A 17,537-nucleotide genomic window follows, 5' to 3' on the forward strand; every position below is an offset into this window, starting at 1 on the left:
TTCCCACGATATAATTGAAGGCTTTTCTGTTTGGTCGCGAACGGAAATTAACCTTAACTAGGGAATTGAATATGAAAGTTGTAGCCTTTGAAAGAAGCGTACAGGGAACGGGTGCGAGCCGCCGTCTGCGCAATTCCGGAAAAACTCCGGGAATCGTTTACGGTAGTAAAGATCCAGCCTTGGTCATTGAGTTAGACCACAACGCGTTGTTCCATGCTCTCCGTAAAGAAGCATTTCACTCATCTATTTTGGATTTGGAAATTGGTGGCAAGACACAGAAAGTGTTGTTGCGCGATTACCAAATGCATCCATTTAAACCATTGGTATTGCACATTGACTTCCAGCGCGTATCCGCGTCTGAGAAAGTTCATATGCGCGTTCCATTGCACTTCACAAATGCTGACACTTCAGCTGCTGTGAAATTGCAAGGTGCTGTTATCAGCCACATCATGACTGAGCTCGAAGTTTCTTGCTTACCAGCAGACTTGCCAGAGTTCATCGAAGTGGACTTGGCTAAGATTGAAGTTGGTCACGGCATTCATGCTAAAGATATCGCATTGCCAAAAGGCGTTACCTTGGTATTGCATGTTGAGCAAGAGAACCCAGTGCTTGCTAATGCACGTATCCCAGCAGTTAAAGCTGCTGAGCCTACTGATGCGCCTGCAGCACCAGCTGCAGCAGCTCCGGCTGCTGATGCTGCAAAGGATAAAGCTTAATTCATTAGCTAAATCACTTGTACTGGAAGGCCTGCGCAAGCGGGCCTTTTTTATTGCCCCAAGTTTTCATTCTTTTTTGGCGAAATACTTTTATATCTTTAAACTCTCAACATGACTAAATTAATTGTTGGCTTAGGCAACCCCGGAGATGAACATGAAGAAGATCGGCATAACGCTGGCTTCTGGTTTGTCGACGCCTTAGCAAAACAATTGGGCGTTCGTTTTGAATCAGAGAAACGCTTTCATGGAAAAGTGGCAAAAGCAAAATGGGAAGGTGAAGACCTCTTTCTACTAAAGCCGAGCACTTACATGAATCTGAGTGGTCAGTCTGTTGGCGCGCTTTGTCGTTTTCATAAAATGACACCTGCAGATATTTTGGTAGTGCAAGATGAACTGGATCTCAAGCCGGGCACTGCACGCTTAAAACTAGGCGGGGGCACAGGTGGTCACAACGGCTTAAAAGATATTCAGGCGCATTTAAGTACCCCAGAGTATTGGCGCTTGCGCCTAGGTATTGGTCACCCCAGAGATTTAGCAGGCGATGGCCGCCCTATGGACGTTGCAGATTATGTATTGCGCAGACCGCAATTAGCCGAGCAAAAACTTATCGATGCCAGCATTGAAAATGGCTTACAAATTTTGTCACTTTTTTTGAAAGGCGATACCCAAACCGCCATGATGGAGCTCCACTCGAAGGGCTGACCGTATATGCCGCCCAGTTAGGCTGGGTTGGCTTTCTTATTGGCAGTTAATAGCTTGAACTTCACCATCAACTGCTCTTGAGATTCAACAACTTCAGGATTAAACGGAATGCAATCTACTGGGCAGACTTGGCGGCATTGAGGGGCATCGTAGTGCCCCACACATTCAGTGCACTTACTGGGATCAATTTCATAAATCTCAAGACCCATATAAATCGCATCATTCGGACATTCTGGCTCACATACATCACAGTTGATGCATTCGTCCGTAATCATTAAAGCCATGATTTAGTCGCCAAATTTCATTTGGTCACTCTTTATTCTGAGCACCAGAAGCAATTTTTTTCACAAGCCATTTTTCCACTGATGGGAAAACAAACTTGCTCACATCACCACCCATCGATGCAATTTCACGCACGAAGGTTCCGGAGATAAATTGATATTGATCTGATGGAGTTAAAAACAGTGTTTCAACATCCGGCAATAAATAGCGATTCATACCTGCCATTTGGAACTCGTATTCGAAGTCAGAGACAGCTCGTAAACCACGCACAATCACGCGCGCATTATGTTCACGCGCAAAATCTTTTAACAGACCAGTAAAGCCCACAACTTTGACATTGGGATAATGTCCCAGCACTTCCTTGGCGATATCAATACGCTCTTGCAGTGTAAAGAATGGGCGCTTGCTACGGCTATCGGCGACACCCACAATTAGCTCTGTGAAAATGCTTGATGCACGACGCACCAAGTCCTCGTGACCACGAGTAAATGGATCAAATGTTCCAGGGTATACAGCAACAGTCATATTATTCCTAAGGCTTTATCGGCTACAGGCAAGAGTTTAGCCTCTTCCACCCCGAAATAGACAGGCTTTTACCTGTCCTGCCTCTAAGTATTTTCCACAATGCCAGTCCGGCAGTAGGGCCTCTATCTCTTCGCGAGGACGGGTAGATGGGAATTCGACATAAATACCACCTCCAGAGGCGTCATCACACACTCTTCCCGCCTCAATCACAGCTCGATCTAGTAAGCTCGAATCCTGAAATGGGGGATCAATAAAAATTAAGTTACTGGAGCGATCTGCTTGTTGCCTCAAAAACTCTAAGCTATCTCGTTGCAATATCTCTACAACCCCATCAGCGGGAGATGACTGCAATAAAGCAAAGTTAGTTTTTAAGTTTGCATGAGCCTTCTTATCCTTCTCCAGCAGGATCACTAATTGCGCCCCTCTCGAAGCTGCCTCAAAACCTAAGGCGCCAGTACCTGCAAAAAGATCTAAGCAGCGTAAGCCTGATAAATCCTGCCCCAACCAATTAAATAGAGTCTCTCGGATTCGGTCAGTTGTGGGACGCAAGCCCGGCAAATCTAAAACCGTTAGCAAACGACTTCTCCAGTTACCCCCAATAATCCGAACTTTCTTGGGCGGTTCAGTCTTCAAAGGCTTATTCGCTTTATTGGGCTTATTTATTTTTTGCTCCCAATACAACGATCTTCATACGATCCATTGCCAGATATTTTTGGAACGATGCTTTGACCTGTTCCAATGTCACTGCCTCAACTTGCTTGGTCCAAACATCCATAGTGTCGAGAGGTAAATCATTCCAAGCAATGGAAGAAACGTTATCCAATAATTTACGGTTGTTATCAATTCGTAGTGGATAGCCATTGATTAAGTTTGATTTAGCTGCTTCGAGTTCTGATGGAGTGGGGCCATCGGCAATAAATTGGGCGATAGTGGTGCTCATTACATCTAAAGCTAGAGCAGCTTGATCATTCTTGGTTTGTAGACCCGCTTGAAAAATACCATTTTCTTTTCCAGGGGCAAAGTAGCTAAACACGCTATATGCCAAGCCACGCTTCTCACGCACTTCAGACATTAGACGAGATACAAAACCACCGCCGCCCAAAATGTAGTTACCAACGAGCAATGGGAAATAATCAGGATTGTTACGTGCTACGGCCGTCATTCCCATGGCTATATGAGCTTGCTGGGAGTCAAACGGTATTTGAATCTCTCGTTGAGCCAAAGCTTCTATTGGGGAACGCTGCAGATCAGGCAACTTCGCGATAGGTTGGCCAGATTGAGGAATCTGCTTTAACAAAGTCTGTACGATTTCTGCAGCCTGAGCACGATCCACGTCTCCCACAATGCTCACAATCATGCGATCACCGCGATAAAACTGTTTGTGAAATTGCTTGAGGTCGTTCACGTTTACAGAGCTAACTGACTGCACCGATGGTGAGTCTGCTAAAGGGTAGTTTCCATAAACTGATTTTTTAAAACGCCGCTCTAAAAAAAATTCTGGCTTTGTTTCAGCTTCACGCAAACTCGTGATTGTTCTTTGCTTCTCACGCTCAACTATTTTCGGATCATAGCTTGGCGCACTCAACATGGCTGCAGCTAATTGCACTGCCCTGTCGCGCAAGTCTTTTCTGCTGAGACTGCGAATACGGAGAATTGCTCTCTCACCACCCACTGATAAACCAATATTGGCACCCAAATCAGCAATTTCATCGGCTATTTGAGCTTCTGTTAGCAAGCCCTTATCGCCTCTGGCGCCATAATTCATTAGGCCTGCAACCATATCAGCCACACCGCTCTTGCCAACTGGGTCATAACGATCACCAGCATCAATACTGACCTCAATATCGACCATGGGCAATGCTTTGGTCTGGACTAAATAGGCTTGGGCGCCCTTATAGGAATCCAATTTCTCAATCGGCAATATTGCGTAAGCATTACTCAACACACCCAAACCTAATAGACAAGCTGAAATTATTCTCAAGAAGGCATTCATTATTTACCCTCCTTATCTGCAGATTTACGTGGCTGCGGATTTAAAATAGCAATTGTCAAACCCTCATCAACCAAATATTTTTTTGCAACTGCTTGGACTTGTTCTGGAGTAATGGTCTGCATTTTCTCCAACATATAGTTGATATCCTTCCAAGAGAAGCCTGCCATTTCAGCGCTACCAATTTCCATTGCCTGACCAAAGATGGAATCACGCTTATAAATTTGGTCAGACAAAATACGCACCTTAATTCTTTTGAGCTCGGACTCCAATACTCCTTTTTGCTTTACCTCTTCAAGCGCCTTCCGAATACTCCCCTGAGCCTGGTCAACTGTCTTACCTTTGGCCATCGTTGCGCCAATTAAAAATAACTCTGGTCCGCGAGAGATCATGTCGTAACCCACGCCAACATCATTAACCACTTTTTCTTGCTTAACAAGAGTGCGATTTAGACGGGCATTGTCATAACCATCCAGAACAGCTGTTAGCAGCTCTAATGCATATGGCTCAACATCATCAAGCTTCCCAGGCTCAAGGCGGGGCACCTTCCAGGCCATAGCTAGCTGAGCATTATCCGCCGGTGCTTTTACCTGAACCTGCTTAATCCCTTTTTGAGGTGGCTCAATTTGAGGTTTACGAACCGGCAGTTCGTGAGCAGCAGCTGCGCCGTAATATTTCTCCACGATGGCCAGAACTTGTTTTGCATCCACATCACCAGCCACTACCACGGTTGCATTATTTGGCGCGTACCAACTGCGATACCAATCTCGTGCATCTACTGGCTTCATATTTTGTAAATCATTCATCCAACCAATCACAGGGTGACGATATGGCGAACTCATGTAAGCGGTTGCCATCAGAGATTCATTGAGCAAGCTACTTGGATTATCTTCAGTACGTAAGCGACGCTCTTCCATGACGACTTGAATTTCTTTAAAAAACTCTGCATCGTCAAAATTCAAATTAGACATGCGATCAGCCTCAAGCTTTATCACGTTTTCTAGCTTTGATTTTTCAACTTGCTGAAAGTATGCGGTGTAGTCACGGGATGTAAATGCATTTTCGCGCCCACCTACAGCAGCTACCAAGCGTGAAAACTCTCCGGACTTCACCTTATGAGTACCTTTAAACATCATGTGTTCAAGCACGTGGGCAACACCAGTCTTTCCATTGACCTCATCCATAGAGCCAGCTCGATACCAGACCATATGCGCGACTGTTGGCGCGCGATGATCTTCTCTGACAATCAATTTCAGGCCATTGCTTAGCTGATATTCATGCGTATCAGCAGGTTGAGCACCAGTAGCCCAACTAATTTGAGTAAATAGGATGAATACAAAGGAAATTCGAAGTAAATTGGAAAGCATCTGCTAAATCACCATACCTTAAGAATTAAATTGATAAGATGCATGTTTTAAATTGTATCGATTATGTTCGGCTTACGTAAAACCCTCGGATCCCTTTTCAAATCAAACAAGATTGATGAATCTTGGTTTGACACTTTGGAAGAATCGCTAATACAAAGTGATGTGGGCCTTTCTACGACCGAACAACTCATCAGCAAACTTCGTAAAGCAGCAAAATCAGAGAAAGCCTCCAGCCCCGAAGAGTTACAAGCGCTACTTATTCAAGAAGTGAGCTCATTACTCACTGCTATTGAGCCTTCACCAAACCCACTCTTTACTAGTGATAAGCCTAACACTCCAGAGGTATGGTTAGTTGTAGGGGTAAACGGCGCCGGCAAGACTACAACTATTGGCAAACTCTGCCGACTCTTTCAGTCTCAAGGTAAATCAGTTCTCCTGGCTGCTGGCGACACCTTCAGAGCCGCCGCACGTAACCAGCTTCAAGAGTGGGGTGGACGCAATCAAGTAGATGTCATCACCCAGGAAGGTGGTGACGCTGCCGCTGTTGCGCATGACGCAATTCATGCTGCCATATCTCGCAAGAATGACATTCTCATTATTGATACCGCAGGTCGTCTGGCAACCCAGGACAATCTGATGGAAGAACTCAAGAAGGTGAAACGTGTCATTGGCAAAGCACTCCCTGGAGCGCCTCACCACACACTACTCGTTTTGGACGGCAATACCGGGCAGAACGGCTTAAGCCAGGTAAAGGCATTTCATGCCGCCTTGGGGCTGACTGGAATCATCGTGACCAAGCTAGATGGCACCGCTAAAGGTGGCGTGATCTGCGCCCTTGCCCACACCCTACATGAAGGCCCAAAACCCGCTGTTCTAGCCCTAGGCAAAGGTGAGGGAATTGATGATTTAGCCCCCTTTACAGCAGGGCAATATTCTTCTGAATTATTCAATTAAATCAGCAACTTATAGAGCTTAAAAACGATTAGCACTCTCTTGACAAGAGTGCTAAAATAGAGCTCTGTTAACACCTCATATTTATAAGAAAAAATGGTTCAAAAGAAATCTGACAAACCGAATTTGCAAACGCTGCCAGTCGCGCAGACTGCGGCGGCGTCTGCATTTCCAATGCTGCCAACTCTTGGGGTTGGCACTCTCGATTCATACATTGCGTACGTTAATCGCGTACCAATGCTCAGTGCTGCGGAAGAATTGCATCTTGCGCAGGAATTTCGTCGCACAGAAAATGTTGATGCTGCTAAAACTTTAGTGCTGTCACATTTGCGTTTAGTGGTTTCTGTTGCTCGCCAATATCTTGGATATGGCATTCCACACGCAGACTTAATTCAGGAAGGCAATATCGGCTTGATGAAAGCAGTAAAACGCTACGACCCAAACAATGGTGCTCGCTTAGTGTCTTACGCGATTCATTGGATCAAAGCAGAAATTCATGAGTACATTCTCAAGAACTGGCGCCTGGTTAAAACTGCAACCACTAAAGCACAACGTAAATTGTTCTTTAACTTGCGAAGCAATAAACCTACCTTAAGCGCACTAACTCCTAGCGAAGTAGAGGCTTTGGCCAAAGCACTTGATGTCAAAGGTTCTGACGTTAAAGAAATGGAAATGCGCCTTGCTGGCGGAGATGTTGCGCTTGAAGGCGATGACAGTGATGATGAGTCTGCATATGCTCCCATTCAATGGCTAGCAGACAACTCACAAGAGCCTACCGCTCGCATTGCCAGCGCTGAAGCGGATGCCTTGCAGGGCCCTAAATTAGATCAAGCATTGATGGCTTTAGATGAGCGTAGTCGCAATATTGTGCAATCTCGTTGGTTAGCGATGGATGCTGAAGGCAATGGCACCAAGACATTGCATGATCTTGCTGATGAGTACGGCATCTCTGCTGAACGCGTGCGCCAAATCGAAACTGCTGCACTCAAAAAGATGCGTGGATTACTCCAGGCAGCCTAAATAAAAAGGGGTTCGATTAAGAACCCTTTTTATTTTTTACTTCAGCAACTCTTTCAAATCATGCGCCAAGGTCTCGGGACCTTGTGCATGTTTGATATATAAACGTAAACGACCCTCTGGATCAAATGCATAGCTACCTGCTGTGTGATCCATGGTGTACGAGCCCGGCTTGGTGCCCGGCACCTTTTTGTAATAAATCTTGAAGTCTTTGGTGACCTTCTCTAATGCAGCTTCATCCGCTGGACGCAAGCCTAAGAAACGTGGATCAAATGCAGGAACGTACTGTTTCAAAATCTCAGCTGTATCTCGCTCTGGATCCACCGTCACAAAAAGCACTTGAACCTTATCTGACTGGGGTCCCAGCAGAGTCATGACTTGCTGCATCTCGGTCAAGGTTGTTGGGCAGACATCAGGACACTGGGTGTAGCCAAAGAACATCACCACTACTTTGCCCTTAAAGTCAGCCAAGGTTCTCACCTTCCCATCTGGATCCAACAAACTAAAGTCTTTTCCAAAGGCTGTACTACCAGTGATATCGATATTTTTGAACTCTGGCTTTGGACTACATGCAGTCAATACAACGCAAAGAATTGCTAAAAAGCAAATGCGTAAAAAATTCATAGGGATCTCAAAGGAAATAGTGATCTATTAAAAGCGCTGCAAAGAGTAGCGATAGATAGGTAATGGAAAAACGGAATGTTTTCTTAGCCAAAGCATCGCTATAAGAAATAAATAACGCAACCACATAAGCCAAGAACAATAAACCGAGAATAATGGCTGATATCAAATACACCATACCGCTCATGCCATAGATATAGGGCAACATCGTGGCGGCAATGAGAATCAAGGTATAGAGAACGATGTTTAACAGCGTAAATCGCTCACCATGAGTCACCGGCAGCATTGGTAAGCCCGACTGTACATAGTCATCACGGCGATACAAAGCCAAAGCCCAGAAATGTGGGGGCGTCCATACAAAGATGATCAGAACTAGGAGCCACGCCTCTGCTGAAAGGGTATTGGTTACCGCCGCCCAGCCCAATGCTGGTGGCATTGCACCGGACAAGCCCCCAATCACAATATTTTGCGGTGTCGCAGGCTTCAGCAGCCAGGTATAGATCACTGCGTATCCAACGAACGTGGCAAGAGTTAGCCACATTGTTAAGGGGTTACAGAAGGTCCACAAAATAACCATTCCGAGCGAACCCAGAATGATGGAAAAAATAATGATGTGAAATGGCGTTACTTCGCCAGTAGCAGATGGACGCCAAGAGGTTCGCTTCATTTTGGCATCAACAGCTTGCTCGATTAAACAATTCACTGCAAACGCTGCACCGGCTAAAAGCCAGATACCCACAATGCCGCCAAAGAGAACTGGATAAGGCACCATCCCAGGGGTTGCTAAGAACATGCCGATAACAGCACAAAATACGGCGAGCTGAGTCACTCTAGGTTTAGTTAAAACCCAATATTGACGCCAACGTGGCATAACCACTGATGCGTTTATTTTAGAGTCACTCATATTTATGCCATCTTCTTTTGAATGAAAGGCTTCCAAGAGGCCCAATAACTCATTCTGACTAAACAGAATACCAAAGCAGCAGAGCCAGCGGTATGTAATAGAGCGGCTAATAAAGGCCACTGAAATATCACATTCGAAATACCGGTCACGATCTGTAGCAGAAGTACAACCAATAACAACTTAGCTACCAAACCCAGACCAGATAAGACTGAGGTTGCCAAATGAAGTGCTTTAAAGCCTAAGGTGCCCAACACCACCAATACCAATATGGCAAAGAGGCGATGCGCCCAATGAATGGTTTGCAAGGCTACAGGGGAGATAAATTCGCCTTGGGCATTTAAGCCCAATTGGCGCCAAAGGGTAAAGCCTTCGCTCCAATTAGTTTCTGGCCATACGCTACCCATGCAGGTCGGAAAATCTGGACATGCTAAGACGGCGTAATTGGTACTCACCCAAGCACCCAAAAAAATCTGAATAAAGAGAACTACAAAAGAAAGAGTGAGAAGCTGCGCTGAAATGGGTCGAATACGAAGAACGCGAACTGCAGAAAGTTTTTCTTCCCAAGAATGTTGTGCATACAGAGTTAAGCAAGACAATAAAACTAAGGCCAACATCAAATGAATGGTGACAATAATGGGTTGTAACTTGAGGGTCACGGTCCAAGCACCAAAAGCGCCTTGCACGCAAACCAATATAAGTAAACCGAGGCTGCCAAGTAAAGGATTTTTTCCTAAGGACTTCAGCTTAGTAAAAGCGATTCCTACTTGTACCAAAATGAGTGCGCCTACAGTCATCGCTAAATAGCGATGAATCATTTCGATCCAAGCTTTGATAACCGTCACAGGCCCGGTGGGCATAGCGCTCTCAGCCTGCTGAATCTCACTAAGCGCACGAAATGGATTAGAGGTGCCATAACATCCAGGCCAGTCAGGACAGCCTAAACCTGAGTCAGTAAGCCGTGTAAACGCGCCAAACACAATCAGATCAAAGGTCATAAAGACCAATACCCAGTTGAGTTTTTGGAAAAAACTATAGCCTGGCTTTCTCCAAAGATAGAGCAGGGGCAGGCCGGCAAAAATGATTGCGATAGCCGCTAACTCTAAAAATAAAATCAAACTCGGCATTACAAATTCTCGCCCTTATGATTTAACTTCAGGAGCTTTTCTAGATCTTTCTTCATGCCAGCGAACTCTTTAGGAGAATTTGTCACTGGGAAATACATCATCTTTGCAGGACTTGGATCTATTAATTGAATCTGCTGACCCGCACCCTCTTTATTAAGCCATGTCTCAAAGTCAGAGCGAAGTTTAGGATCCGACGGAAGGGAAACAATTTTGAAGCCCGCAGCTTTTTCGTCATATGCTTTAATAACTTCTGGATCAACAGGCTGACCATCTGTGTTAACCCATAGGAGCTGGAGACGACCACCCTCTCTCCCCATAGCAACCTTTACTTGACGCATCAAAAATAATGCTTCAATACATTTTTCATCCTTAACCTTGCATTCACCAGCAGGGCGAGCAATTAAGAGACTCCATTTGCCTTTTGTGGGTGTATCAAGCCATGCTGTATTGAAATCTTGAGCTGGGTAAACAAGGGTTCCTAAATTAGTTTTACCGCCTGTAGGTTTAATCACGTAATACGTAAAATACGATGCGATTACTGGAGAGGCACAAGCTAGCAATAGCAATAGCATCTGAATGCGACCACGACGGGTGCGCGCATTAATAGCAGCCGAATCTACCTGTGATGCTGGAATTAATAACTCTTTATCACTCACCCTTGATCCCCTCGATGCCCATGACCAAAACCCTGACGTTTATATTGCCGCAAACCTGTAGCCAACCAAAATACGAAACCAGCAAAAGCTAAAGCAAACCACTGGAATGCATAAGCATAATGGCGATCGACTCCACTTGTCAGAGGCGGCCACTCACGAAGTAAACCATCATCCGAGCCGACCTCAATCTGACGCAAAATAAATGGAGCTTGCGTCCAACTATGCAACTTACCTTCGGACACCAAGTCAAAATTTTGCTCAATCCTGGGTTTATTAGGATCAATAGCATTCTTGCCGCTACCTAACTCATAAACCTTACCAGGCTGCGCAAAAACGATGCCTTCTACATTGACTATCCGATTTGGCGTTTGTACTGGCGGCAAGGTCTCACGATTTTCATTGTTGCGTGGCGCCCAACCCCTATTAACCCAAAGAATCTCATCCTTGCCCTCTAGCCTTAAAGGCATCATCAGATAGAAACCCGATTGCGAAGTAGTACTGCCGGCAGGAGGAATGGGTCTAGGCCGGTTATCCAGCCAAATGGCCGCTTCGGGAAGGTATTGCCCCCTTGCAATCATGCGGCGCTCACGAGCCTCCTCTAAAGCCCAAGGACCGGCATTCGCACTCAAGATAGGCATTTGTTGGCGGACTAACAAATTGGCGGCCAAGGCAATTTTGGTATCCGCTCTACTCAGCTGCCAAATACCTGCTCCACAGCCAATCGCAATCACGATCAAGGCTGATACAGTAGCAACTATGCGCTTTGTTATGAGAGCGGTAAAAAGACTATTCAAGAGATTTAATAATAAGGATTTGTAATGAAGTGGATTATTCCAATTGTCCTACTAATGATTGTTTTTAGCTTAGGATCGGCTTTGTATTACATGATGAAAGATAGGGGCAATAGCTCACGCATGGTCCACTCACTCATGCTGCGTATCGGACTATCAATCGCACTGTTTGCAGGAATTCTACTGGCCCACTACTTTGGACTCATTGAGGCCACTGGAATTAAAGTAGGCACCAATTAAACGGCACCTTTCTTGAAGGCTTATAAACAAATCGGGGCTTTAGGCCCCGATTTTTATTAAATTACATCCAGTAAACAGCGATGTACAGGCCGAGCCAGACTACGTCAACGAAGTGCCAGTACCAAGCAGCACCTTCAAATGCGAAATGATGCTTAGAAGTAAAGTCGCCACGAATCATACGACGCAAGACAATCGCTAACATCGTGCCGCCAAGGAAAACGTGGAATCCATGGAAACCGGTCAACATGAAGAATGTAGAGCCGTAGATGCCTGAAGTCAGCTTCAAGTTCAACTCATGATATGCATGGTAGTACTCATAAACCTGGAAACCCAAGAAAACGATACCTAAACCAACAGTTGCAGCCAAGCCAATGATGGCTTTCTTCATATGGTTTTCTACTAACGCATGGTGAGCGATAGTGATCGTTACGCCTGAGCTCAAGAGCAACAATGTGTTGATTGTTGGAATTGGCCAAGGACCCATAGTGGTGAATTTCTCAACCAAACCAGCAGGACCATCATTTGGCCAAACAGCTTGGAAATTAGGCCAAAGCAATTTGCTTTCTACATCGCCCATCCAAGGCATCGCAATATTGCGTGCATAGAACAAAGCTGCAAAGAATGCACCGAAGAACATGATTTCAGAGAAGATGAACCAAGCCATCGACCAGCGATAGGAGATGTCAACGTTGACACCGTTCTTACCAGCATTAGATTCTGCAATCGTGTCACCGAACCAGTTATAGAGAACGTAGAGAACAAACGCAACGCCTGCGAGGGTCAAAGGTCCGCCCCAAGAGGCATGATTTACCCATCCAGAAATACCAAAGCCAAAAGCAATTAAGCCGAAAGCGGCCATTGCTGGATGTCTAGATAGTCCAGGGACGAAATAGTATGGGGTTGAATTGGATGACATCTTATTCTCTCTATTCAATCAAAAAATAATCAATGGGACACAACTACTTTCACTATCAACAGGAGGACACCCATAAAAATCAAGGCGCCAATTACACCTGCAATGATAATGTGCACAAAACTCAATGAAGCAACATCTTCCTGCAAACCAGACTTCTTACGCACTCCTAAAAAGCCCCACATCACGGCTTTCATAGACTGCATAAAACTACTTTTCTTTTTCATGAAGCCAACCTTGATTTGGGGGCTGGCGGCGTACCGCCTAAACCCAACTCAAAGAAGGTATATGACAAAGTAATTGTTTTTACATCATCCGGCAAACCTGCATCGATCACAAAGACTACCGGCATCTTTTTTGTTTCTTTTGCTGCTAGTGTTTGCTCCTGAAAGCAAAAGCACTCTAATTTCGTAAAAAACTCAGTTGCACTTTTAGGTGCATAACTCGGTATTGCTTGAGCACGCACTGGGCGATTTTGATTGTTAGTTACTTCATAAACAATCTCTGTCATTTCACCAGGGTGTACTTCTAAAAAATTCTTTACAGGTTTGAAGGTAAACGGACCGCGGCTATTCGAATCAAACTCAATGGTTACTGTACGAGCATAGTTAACTTGGGTATTGCCAACCTTATTAGGACTGAAGGCTCTGACACCATAATCATTCTTGCTTGTTACTACGTTAATTCCGGTGACCTCACACAAGGCCTTGTACATCGGAACTAAGGCATAACCAAAACCAAACATCATCACAGCTGCAATTAAGAGCTTCAACAAAATTTGGCGGTTGAGTGCTTGATCTATAACCATGTCTACAAGGGGTTAACCCAACAAGCTCCGTTTAATCACAATGCCAATAAAAAAGGCTGCTACAACGCTCAACAGGATGAAGCCCATCCTGCGATTATTCGCAGCAAGGGCTTGCTTACCTGATGAATTAAATTCCTGCTTCACGCATCTGCTCTGCGCTAGGCGGAGTTTCAAAAGTATGGTGTGGTGCTGGTGACGGTACTGTCCACTCAAGACCCTTAGCTCCATCCCATGGCTTCATTGGAGCTTTTTCGCCTTGGCCCCGATACGCTGGCATCACAACGAAGAGCAAGAAATAAACCTGTGCTAAACCGAAGCCCAATGCGCCGATCGATGCAATCGCATTGAAGTCAGCAAACTGAGTTGGGTAGTCAGCATAGCGACGTGGCATACCTGCTAAGCCCAAGAAGTGCATTGGGAAGAAGGTAATGTTGAAGAAAATCATGGAAGCCCAGAAATGGATCTTGCCGCGAGTTTCACTAGCCATGTAGCCAGTCCACTTTGGACACCAGTAGTAGAAGCCAGCAAACATTGCGAACAATGAACCTGCAACTAATACATAGTGGAAGTGAGCAACAACGTAGTAAGTATCTTGTACGCCGATATCAATTGGCGCCATCGCCAAGATCAAACCAGTAAAGCCGCCCATCGTGAAAACGAAGATAAAGCCGATAGCCCACAACATTGGAGTTTCAAAGGTCATTGAACCTTTCCACATGGTTGCTACCCAGTTGAAAATCTTCACGCCAGTTGGAACTGCGATTAACATGGTTGCGTACATAAAGAACAACTGACCAGTTACTGGCATACCAGTTGCAAACATGTGGTGAGCCCAAACGATGAATGACAAGATCGCGATCGATGCAGTTGCATAAACCATTGAGCTGTAACCAAACAATGTCTTTCTGGAGAAAGCAGGTACGATTTCACTAATGATTCCGAATGCTGGAAGAATCATGATGTAAACCTCTGGGTGACCGAAGAACCAGAAAATATGCTGGAACATGATTGGGTCGCCACCGCCAACTGCGGAGAAGAATGAAGTGCCGAAATGACGGTCAGTCAGAACCATCGTAATTGCGCCAGCCAATACAGGCATCACAGCGATCAACAAGTAAGCAGTAATCAACCATGTCCAGCAGAACATTGGCATCTTCATTAATGTCATGCCAGGAGCGCGCATGTTCAAAATAGTTACGATGATGTTAATCGAACCCATGATCGATGAAGCACCCAATAAGTGGAGTGCAAAAATCGCCATGTCCATGCCAGGGCCCATTTGTGAAGTCAATGGAGCATAGATAGTCCAACCACCTGATGGAGCACCACCAGGAACCAAGAATGAACTCAACAACAGTGTTGCCGCTACTGGAAGAATCCAGAAGCTAAAGTTGTTCATGCGGGCAAATGCCATATCAGATGCGCCGATTTGCAAAGGCACCATCCAGTTAGCAAAACCAACGAAGGCCGGCATAATCGCACCGAACACCATCACCAAACCATGCATGGTTGTCAGCTGATTAAAGAACTCTGGGCGCAGGAACTGCAAACCAGGTTGGAACAATTCCAAACGAATTCCCAAAGCCATCACACCGCCAGCTAGCAAGCTAACGAATGAGAAGATCAAATACATCGTACCGATGTCTTTGTGGTTGGTTGCGAACAACCAACGACGCCAGCCATGTGGCGTGTGATCGTCGTGCGCGTGGTCGTGTGCGTGATCGTGGGTAGTAGAGACTGTGCTCATGAATTACTCCGGTTTCGTTTTTATCTGTATTTGTTAATCTGAATTAATTGCCGCGCGCAGTAATAATGTCTTGGGTCTGAATCACTTCACCCGTCTTATTACCCCATGCGTTACGTGTATAAGTCATCACTGCAGCGATATCGCCATCAGAAATCACACCAGCCCATTTCGGCATTGCGCCTTTACCATTAATCAGGATGTTGTACTGAGCAGCTTTAGGACCCAATACCATCTTGCTACCATCCAATGCAGGGAAAGCGCCCGCACCTTTGCCGTTAGGTTGATGACAAGCTGCGCAGTTTGCTGCGTAAACTTTTGCACCACGCTCTTTTTGCTCATCCAAGGTGTAAACCTTAGATGGATCATCACCGGCAGCGCCCATTTCTTTTTTCTTCTGAGCAACCCAAGCGGTGTAGTCATCTTGTGAAACTACACGCACAACGATTGGCATGAATGCATGCTCAGCACCGCAAAGCTCAGAGCACTGACCGCGGAAAGTGCCAATAGTTTCAGCTCTGAACCAGGTGTCACGAACGAAGCCTGGAATCGCATCTTGCTTTACGCCAAACGCTGGGATAGTCCAAGCGTGAATCACGTCATTAGCAGTAGTGATCAAACGAATTTTCTTGCCTACTGGCACAACCATTTCATTGTCAACTTCCATCAAATAGGTATTTGATTTTGGTGCTAAATTATTAATTGCTTCGCGTGAAGTAGACAAAGTGGATAAGAAGCTAATGCCTTCACCTTCACCTTTGATGTAGTCGTAACCCCACTTCCACTGATAACCAGTGGTTTTAATAGTGATGTCAGAGTTGGTGGTGTCTTTCATTGCTACAACTGTTTTTGTTGCAGGCAATGCCATACCAATAACGATGAGCAATGGAATCACTGTCCAAATAATTTCAACAGTGGTGCTCTCATGGAAAGACGCTGATTTGTGACCTAATGATTTACGGTGCTTCAAGATGGAATAGAACATCACTCCAAATACACCGACAAAAATTAGGGCGCAAATTACCAACATCATCCAATGTAACCAGTGGATCTCTTGCATGATTTTGGTAGCGGGAGCTGCAAAATTTAGCTGATTAACAGCTGGGCCACCAGGCATATTCTCTGCTGCATATGCAAATGCAGTGCCAAAAGCAGCTACGAAATAGAGCGAAGCCCTAGTGACTTTTCCAAATAAATTCATCTTATTCTCTGTTTATTGTCGTGAGCAAAGCGACAAAAATGCCGCAAATTGCCCAAAAAACGGTCTCAAGCCAATACATCCTGCCGTGATTATAGGGTTAATTAGGCGTAACAACAAACCGGGATAACCCAGCCTGATCCAATCTTGACCAAGGTTAAAATGATAGTGAGCACTTACACTTAAGCAGAATCTGGTCTAGTCTTGCGTCCAATTTGATTTAGATCAATATAGGCCACGCTGTCTTTGGCCTTCGCTAGATGCTTTCCAATGACCCAGGCATGCCCATAAACCACCTCTAAAGTGAGTTTTTGCGGCAAAGAACTCAATTCTGAAGTCTCTATGGGGGTGGAATGGATCAACTTGAGAGCGTTGATATCACCCAACAATAAGGCACTGTTTTCATAGTCTAGGGTTAGGTACTCCATATCCATTACCGGATCTGAAAATCGCTCAGCAAGCAAAGCATCGCCCATGTCATGCATGTCCCAAGGGCTTAATAGATTTTTCAGCTTTAACTCTGAAAGGGATATTGAGCGCAACTCTTTCCCGGTATCGGGGCCCAGATAGCTAAATGCAATTAATCCACCCTCACGCAGGACGCGCCAACACTCGTGTAGAAATACTTTTGGGTCTGCCAGATCGTGCAATAGAAGATCACTTAAAATCAAATCAACAGAATTATCAGAAAGATCAAATTTTCCCGACGATGTGTAATCGGCTAAAGAGCTAGTGCTAGCTCCAAATAGTGAGCGCCAATGTGTGACTGCTTTAGCGCGCCACATTGCAAAACCAGAAACACTCTCATCTACGAGGCTTATTAGGCGCGCCCTTGGGTAGCGCTTGGCAAATGTATTCAAATGCTTTCCGGGAAAGTCCGGCACTATCAAAATATCTTTTACATCGAGCTTAACTATGTCTAACTTCTGCAGCATGCGATCTGCAATTTCGTCTTGTAACCATTTGATGGGCTGGGTCATCGGCTCAG

The 17,537-nt window shown here is 45.2% G+C and carries 22 protein-coding genes; 5 read left to right on the forward strand and 17 right to left on the reverse strand.

Annotation, left to right across the window (positions count from 1 at the left end):
* Nucleotides 1-71: 71 nt before the first annotated feature.
* Both QMF28_RS09205 and pth read left to right on the forward strand, forming a co-directional pair.
* A complete protein-coding gene (locus tag QMF28_RS09205) occupies nt 72-716 on the forward strand; it encodes a 50S ribosomal protein L25/general stress protein Ctc (RefSeq protein ID WP_068319643.1) in 645 nt (214 codons plus the stop codon).
* 111 nt (nt 717-827) lie between these two features.
* The gene (pth, locus tag QMF28_RS09210) at nt 828-1,418 is read left to right on the forward strand and encodes an aminoacyl-tRNA hydrolase (protein WP_068319644.1); all 591 of its coding nucleotides are present in this window, start codon (nt 828-830) and stop codon (nt 1,416-1,418) included.
* 17 nt (nt 1,419-1,435) lie between these two features.
* Here the strand turns inward: pth and QMF28_RS09215 are convergent, their stop codons facing one another.
* Genes QMF28_RS09215 through QMF28_RS09235 form a run of 5 tightly spaced genes read right to left on the reverse strand, consistent with a single transcriptional unit; the run spans nt 1,436 to nt 5,582 of the window.
* Nucleotides 1,436-1,702, reverse strand: a complete 267-nt coding sequence (locus tag QMF28_RS09215; protein ID WP_068319646.1) for a YfhL family 4Fe-4S dicluster ferredoxin — start codon at nt 1,700-1,702, stop codon at nt 1,436-1,438.
* Between the two features lie 25 nt (nt 1,703-1,727).
* Nucleotides 1,728-2,225, reverse strand: a complete 498-nt coding sequence (gene coaD, locus QMF28_RS09220) for a pantetheine-phosphate adenylyltransferase (RefSeq protein WP_068319648.1) — start codon at nt 2,223-2,225, stop codon at nt 1,728-1,730.
* A gap of 36 nt (nt 2,226-2,261) precedes the next feature.
* Nucleotides 2,262-2,858 (reverse strand): 16S rRNA (guanine(966)-N(2))-methyltransferase RsmD, encoded by a 597-nt coding sequence (rsmD, locus tag QMF28_RS09225; RefSeq protein WP_281742424.1) that lies wholly within the window; start codon nt 2,856-2,858, stop codon nt 2,262-2,264.
* Between the two features lie 22 nt (nt 2,859-2,880).
* On the reverse strand, nt 2,881-4,218 hold the full coding sequence (locus QMF28_RS09230) for a M16 family metallopeptidase (protein WP_281742425.1): 1,338 nt from the start codon (nt 4,216-4,218) through the stop codon (nt 2,881-2,883).
* Entirely contained in the window at nt 4,218-5,582 is a 1,365-nt protein-coding gene (locus tag QMF28_RS09235) for a M16 family metallopeptidase (RefSeq protein ID WP_281742426.1), read from the reverse strand. The genes QMF28_RS09230 and QMF28_RS09235 overlap by 1 nt, the downstream gene beginning before the upstream one ends.
* A 63-nt stretch (nt 5,583-5,645) precedes the next feature.
* Between QMF28_RS09235 and ftsY the strand changes: the two genes are divergently transcribed.
* Nucleotides 5,646-6,536, forward strand: a complete 891-nt coding sequence (gene ftsY / locus QMF28_RS09240; RefSeq protein ID WP_281742427.1) for a signal recognition particle-docking protein FtsY — start codon at nt 5,646-5,648, stop codon at nt 6,534-6,536.
* A 93-nt stretch (nt 6,537-6,629) separates the two neighbouring features.
* Entirely contained in the window at nt 6,630-7,553 is a 924-nt protein-coding gene (rpoH, locus tag QMF28_RS09245; protein WP_425594896.1) for an RNA polymerase sigma factor RpoH, read from the forward strand.
* A 36-nt stretch (nt 7,554-7,589) separates the two neighbouring features.
* Here rpoH and QMF28_RS09250 read toward each other — a convergent pair whose 3' ends face one another.
* The 5 genes from QMF28_RS09250 to QMF28_RS09270 are packed head-to-tail and all read right to left on the reverse strand — an operon-like array spanning nt 7,590 to nt 11,649.
* Entirely contained in the window at nt 7,590-8,174 is a 585-nt protein-coding gene (locus QMF28_RS09250) for an SCO family protein (protein ID WP_281742428.1), read from the reverse strand.
* Nucleotides 8,175-8,181: 7 nt separating this feature from the next.
* Nucleotides 8,182-9,075, reverse strand: a complete 894-nt coding sequence (cyoE, locus tag QMF28_RS09255) for a heme o synthase (RefSeq protein ID WP_281742429.1) — start codon at nt 9,073-9,075, stop codon at nt 8,182-8,184.
* 2 nt (nt 9,076-9,077) lie between these two features.
* Nucleotides 9,078-10,199, reverse strand: coding sequence for a COX15/CtaA family protein (locus tag QMF28_RS09260; protein WP_281742430.1), 1,122 nt, complete (start codon nt 10,197-10,199; stop codon nt 9,078-9,080).
* Nucleotides 10,199-10,855: a hypothetical protein gene (locus QMF28_RS09265; RefSeq protein ID WP_281742431.1), complete on the reverse strand. Its 657-nt coding sequence runs from the start codon at nt 10,853-10,855 to the stop codon at nt 10,199-10,201. The genes QMF28_RS09260 and QMF28_RS09265 overlap by 1 nt, the downstream gene beginning before the upstream one ends.
* Nucleotides 10,852-11,649 (reverse strand): SURF1 family protein, encoded by a 798-nt coding sequence (locus QMF28_RS09270; RefSeq protein ID WP_281742432.1) that lies wholly within the window; start codon nt 11,647-11,649, stop codon nt 10,852-10,854. The genes QMF28_RS09265 and QMF28_RS09270 overlap by 4 nt, the downstream gene beginning before the upstream one ends.
* Nucleotides 11,650-11,673: 24 nt before the next feature.
* Between QMF28_RS09270 and QMF28_RS09275 the strand changes: the two genes are divergently transcribed.
* Complete coding sequence (locus QMF28_RS09275; protein WP_215348025.1) at nt 11,674-11,886, forward strand: twin transmembrane helix small protein; 213 nt, start codon at nt 11,674-11,676, stop codon at nt 11,884-11,886.
* A 61-nt stretch (nt 11,887-11,947) separates the two neighbouring features.
* On the opposite strand, the gene QMF28_RS09280 is transcribed toward QMF28_RS09275, so the two are convergent.
* The 7 genes from QMF28_RS09280 to QMF28_RS09310 all read right to left on the reverse strand — a co-directional run bounded on the left by QMF28_RS09280 (nt 11,948) and on the right by QMF28_RS09310 (nt 17,529).
* Complete coding sequence (locus QMF28_RS09280; protein WP_281742433.1) at nt 11,948-12,802, reverse strand: cytochrome c oxidase subunit 3; 855 nt, start codon at nt 12,800-12,802, stop codon at nt 11,948-11,950.
* Nucleotides 12,803-12,831: 29 nt separating this feature from the next.
* Entirely contained in the window at nt 12,832-13,026 is a 195-nt protein-coding gene (locus tag QMF28_RS09285) for a DUF2970 domain-containing protein (protein ID WP_068319664.1), read from the reverse strand.
* Nucleotides 13,023-13,607: a cytochrome c oxidase assembly protein gene (locus QMF28_RS09290; RefSeq protein WP_068319666.1), complete on the reverse strand. Its 585-nt coding sequence runs from the start codon at nt 13,605-13,607 to the stop codon at nt 13,023-13,025. The genes QMF28_RS09285 and QMF28_RS09290 overlap by 4 nt, the downstream gene beginning before the upstream one ends.
* Nucleotides 13,608-13,619: 12 nt before the next feature.
* Nucleotides 13,620-13,835: a cytochrome oxidase small assembly protein gene (locus tag QMF28_RS09295; RefSeq protein WP_276203325.1), complete on the reverse strand. Its 216-nt coding sequence runs from the start codon at nt 13,833-13,835 to the stop codon at nt 13,620-13,622.
* Nucleotides 13,735-15,354 carry a cytochrome c oxidase subunit I gene (gene ctaD / locus QMF28_RS09300; RefSeq protein ID WP_068319668.1) on the reverse strand — a complete coding sequence of 540 codons (1,620 nt, stop codon included), beginning with the start codon at nt 15,352-15,354 and terminating at the stop codon, nt 13,735-13,737. Before ctaD ends, QMF28_RS09295 begins: the two co-directional genes overlap by 101 nt.
* Before the next feature lie 43 nt (nt 15,355-15,397).
* Complete coding sequence (coxB, locus tag QMF28_RS09305) at nt 15,398-16,468, reverse strand: cytochrome c oxidase subunit II (protein WP_425594919.1); 1,071 nt, start codon at nt 16,466-16,468, stop codon at nt 15,398-15,400.
* A 263-nt stretch (nt 16,469-16,731) separates the two neighbouring features.
* On the reverse strand, nt 16,732-17,529 hold the full coding sequence (locus tag QMF28_RS09310; RefSeq protein WP_281742435.1) for a methyltransferase domain-containing protein: 798 nt from the start codon (nt 17,527-17,529) through the stop codon (nt 16,732-16,734).
* Nucleotides 17,530-17,537: the final 8 nt, after the last annotated feature.

Origin of the sequence: Polynucleobacter yangtzensis (assembly GCF_027924165.1) — a bacterium.
Lineage (GTDB): Bacteria > Pseudomonadota > Gammaproteobacteria > Burkholderiales > Burkholderiaceae > Polynucleobacter > Polynucleobacter yangtzensis.

Bases quoted from the DNA above. Each gene is read 5' to 3' on its own strand.
- QMF28_RS09205 (WP_068319643.1), top strand. From the start codon at position 72: ATGAAAGTTGTAGCCTTTGAAAGAAGCGTACAGGGAACGGGTGCGAGC.
- pth (WP_068319644.1), top strand. From the start codon at position 828: ATGACTAAATTAATTGTTGGCTTAGGCAACCCCGGAGATGAACATGAA.
- QMF28_RS09215 (WP_068319646.1), bottom strand. From the start codon at position 1,702: ATGGCTTTAATGATTACGGACGAATGCATCAACTGTGATGTATGTGAG.
- coaD (WP_068319648.1), bottom strand. From the start codon at position 2,225: ATGACTGTTGCTGTATACCCTGGAACATTTGATCCATTTACTCGTGGT.
- QMF28_RS09230 (WP_281742425.1), bottom strand. From the start codon at position 4,218: ATGAATGCCTTCTTGAGAATAATTTCAGCTTGTCTATTAGGTTTGGGT.
- QMF28_RS09235 (WP_281742426.1), bottom strand. From the start codon at position 5,582: ATGCTTTCCAATTTACTTCGAATTTCCTTTGTATTCATCCTATTTACT.
- ftsY (WP_281742427.1), top strand. From the start codon at position 5,646: ATGTTCGGCTTACGTAAAACCCTCGGATCCCTTTTCAAATCAAACAAG.
- rpoH (WP_425594896.1), top strand. From the start codon at position 6,630: ATGGTTCAAAAGAAATCTGACAAACCGAATTTGCAAACGCTGCCAGTC.
- QMF28_RS09250 (WP_281742428.1), bottom strand. From the start codon at position 8,174: ATGAATTTTTTACGCATTTGCTTTTTAGCAATTCTTTGCGTTGTATTG.
- cyoE (WP_281742429.1), bottom strand. From the start codon at position 9,075: ATGAGTGACTCTAAAATAAACGCATCAGTGGTTATGCCACGTTGGCGT.
- QMF28_RS09260 (WP_281742430.1), bottom strand. From the start codon at position 10,199: ATGCCGAGTTTGATTTTATTTTTAGAGTTAGCGGCTATCGCAATCATT.
- QMF28_RS09275 (WP_215348025.1), top strand. From the start codon at position 11,674: ATGAAGTGGATTATTCCAATTGTCCTACTAATGATTGTTTTTAGCTTA.
- QMF28_RS09280 (WP_281742433.1), bottom strand. From the start codon at position 12,802: ATGTCATCCAATTCAACCCCATACTATTTCGTCCCTGGACTATCTAGA.
- QMF28_RS09285 (WP_068319664.1), bottom strand. From the start codon at position 13,026: ATGAAAAAGAAAAGTAGTTTTATGCAGTCTATGAAAGCCGTGATGTGG.
- QMF28_RS09290 (WP_068319666.1), bottom strand. From the start codon at position 13,607: ATGGTTATAGATCAAGCACTCAACCGCCAAATTTTGTTGAAGCTCTTA.
- QMF28_RS09295 (WP_276203325.1), bottom strand. From the start codon at position 13,835: ATGGAGCTAAGGGTCTTGAGTGGACAGTACCGTCACCAGCACCACACC.
- ctaD (WP_068319668.1), bottom strand. From the start codon at position 15,354: ATGAGCACAGTCTCTACTACCCACGATCACGCACACGACCACGCGCAC.
- coxB (WP_425594919.1), bottom strand. From the start codon at position 16,468: ATGCCTGGTGGCCCAGCTGTTAATCAGCTAAATTTTGCAGCTCCCGCT.
- QMF28_RS09310 (WP_281742435.1), bottom strand. From the start codon at position 17,529: ATGACCCAGCCCATCAAATGGTTACAAGACGAAATTGCAGATCGCATG.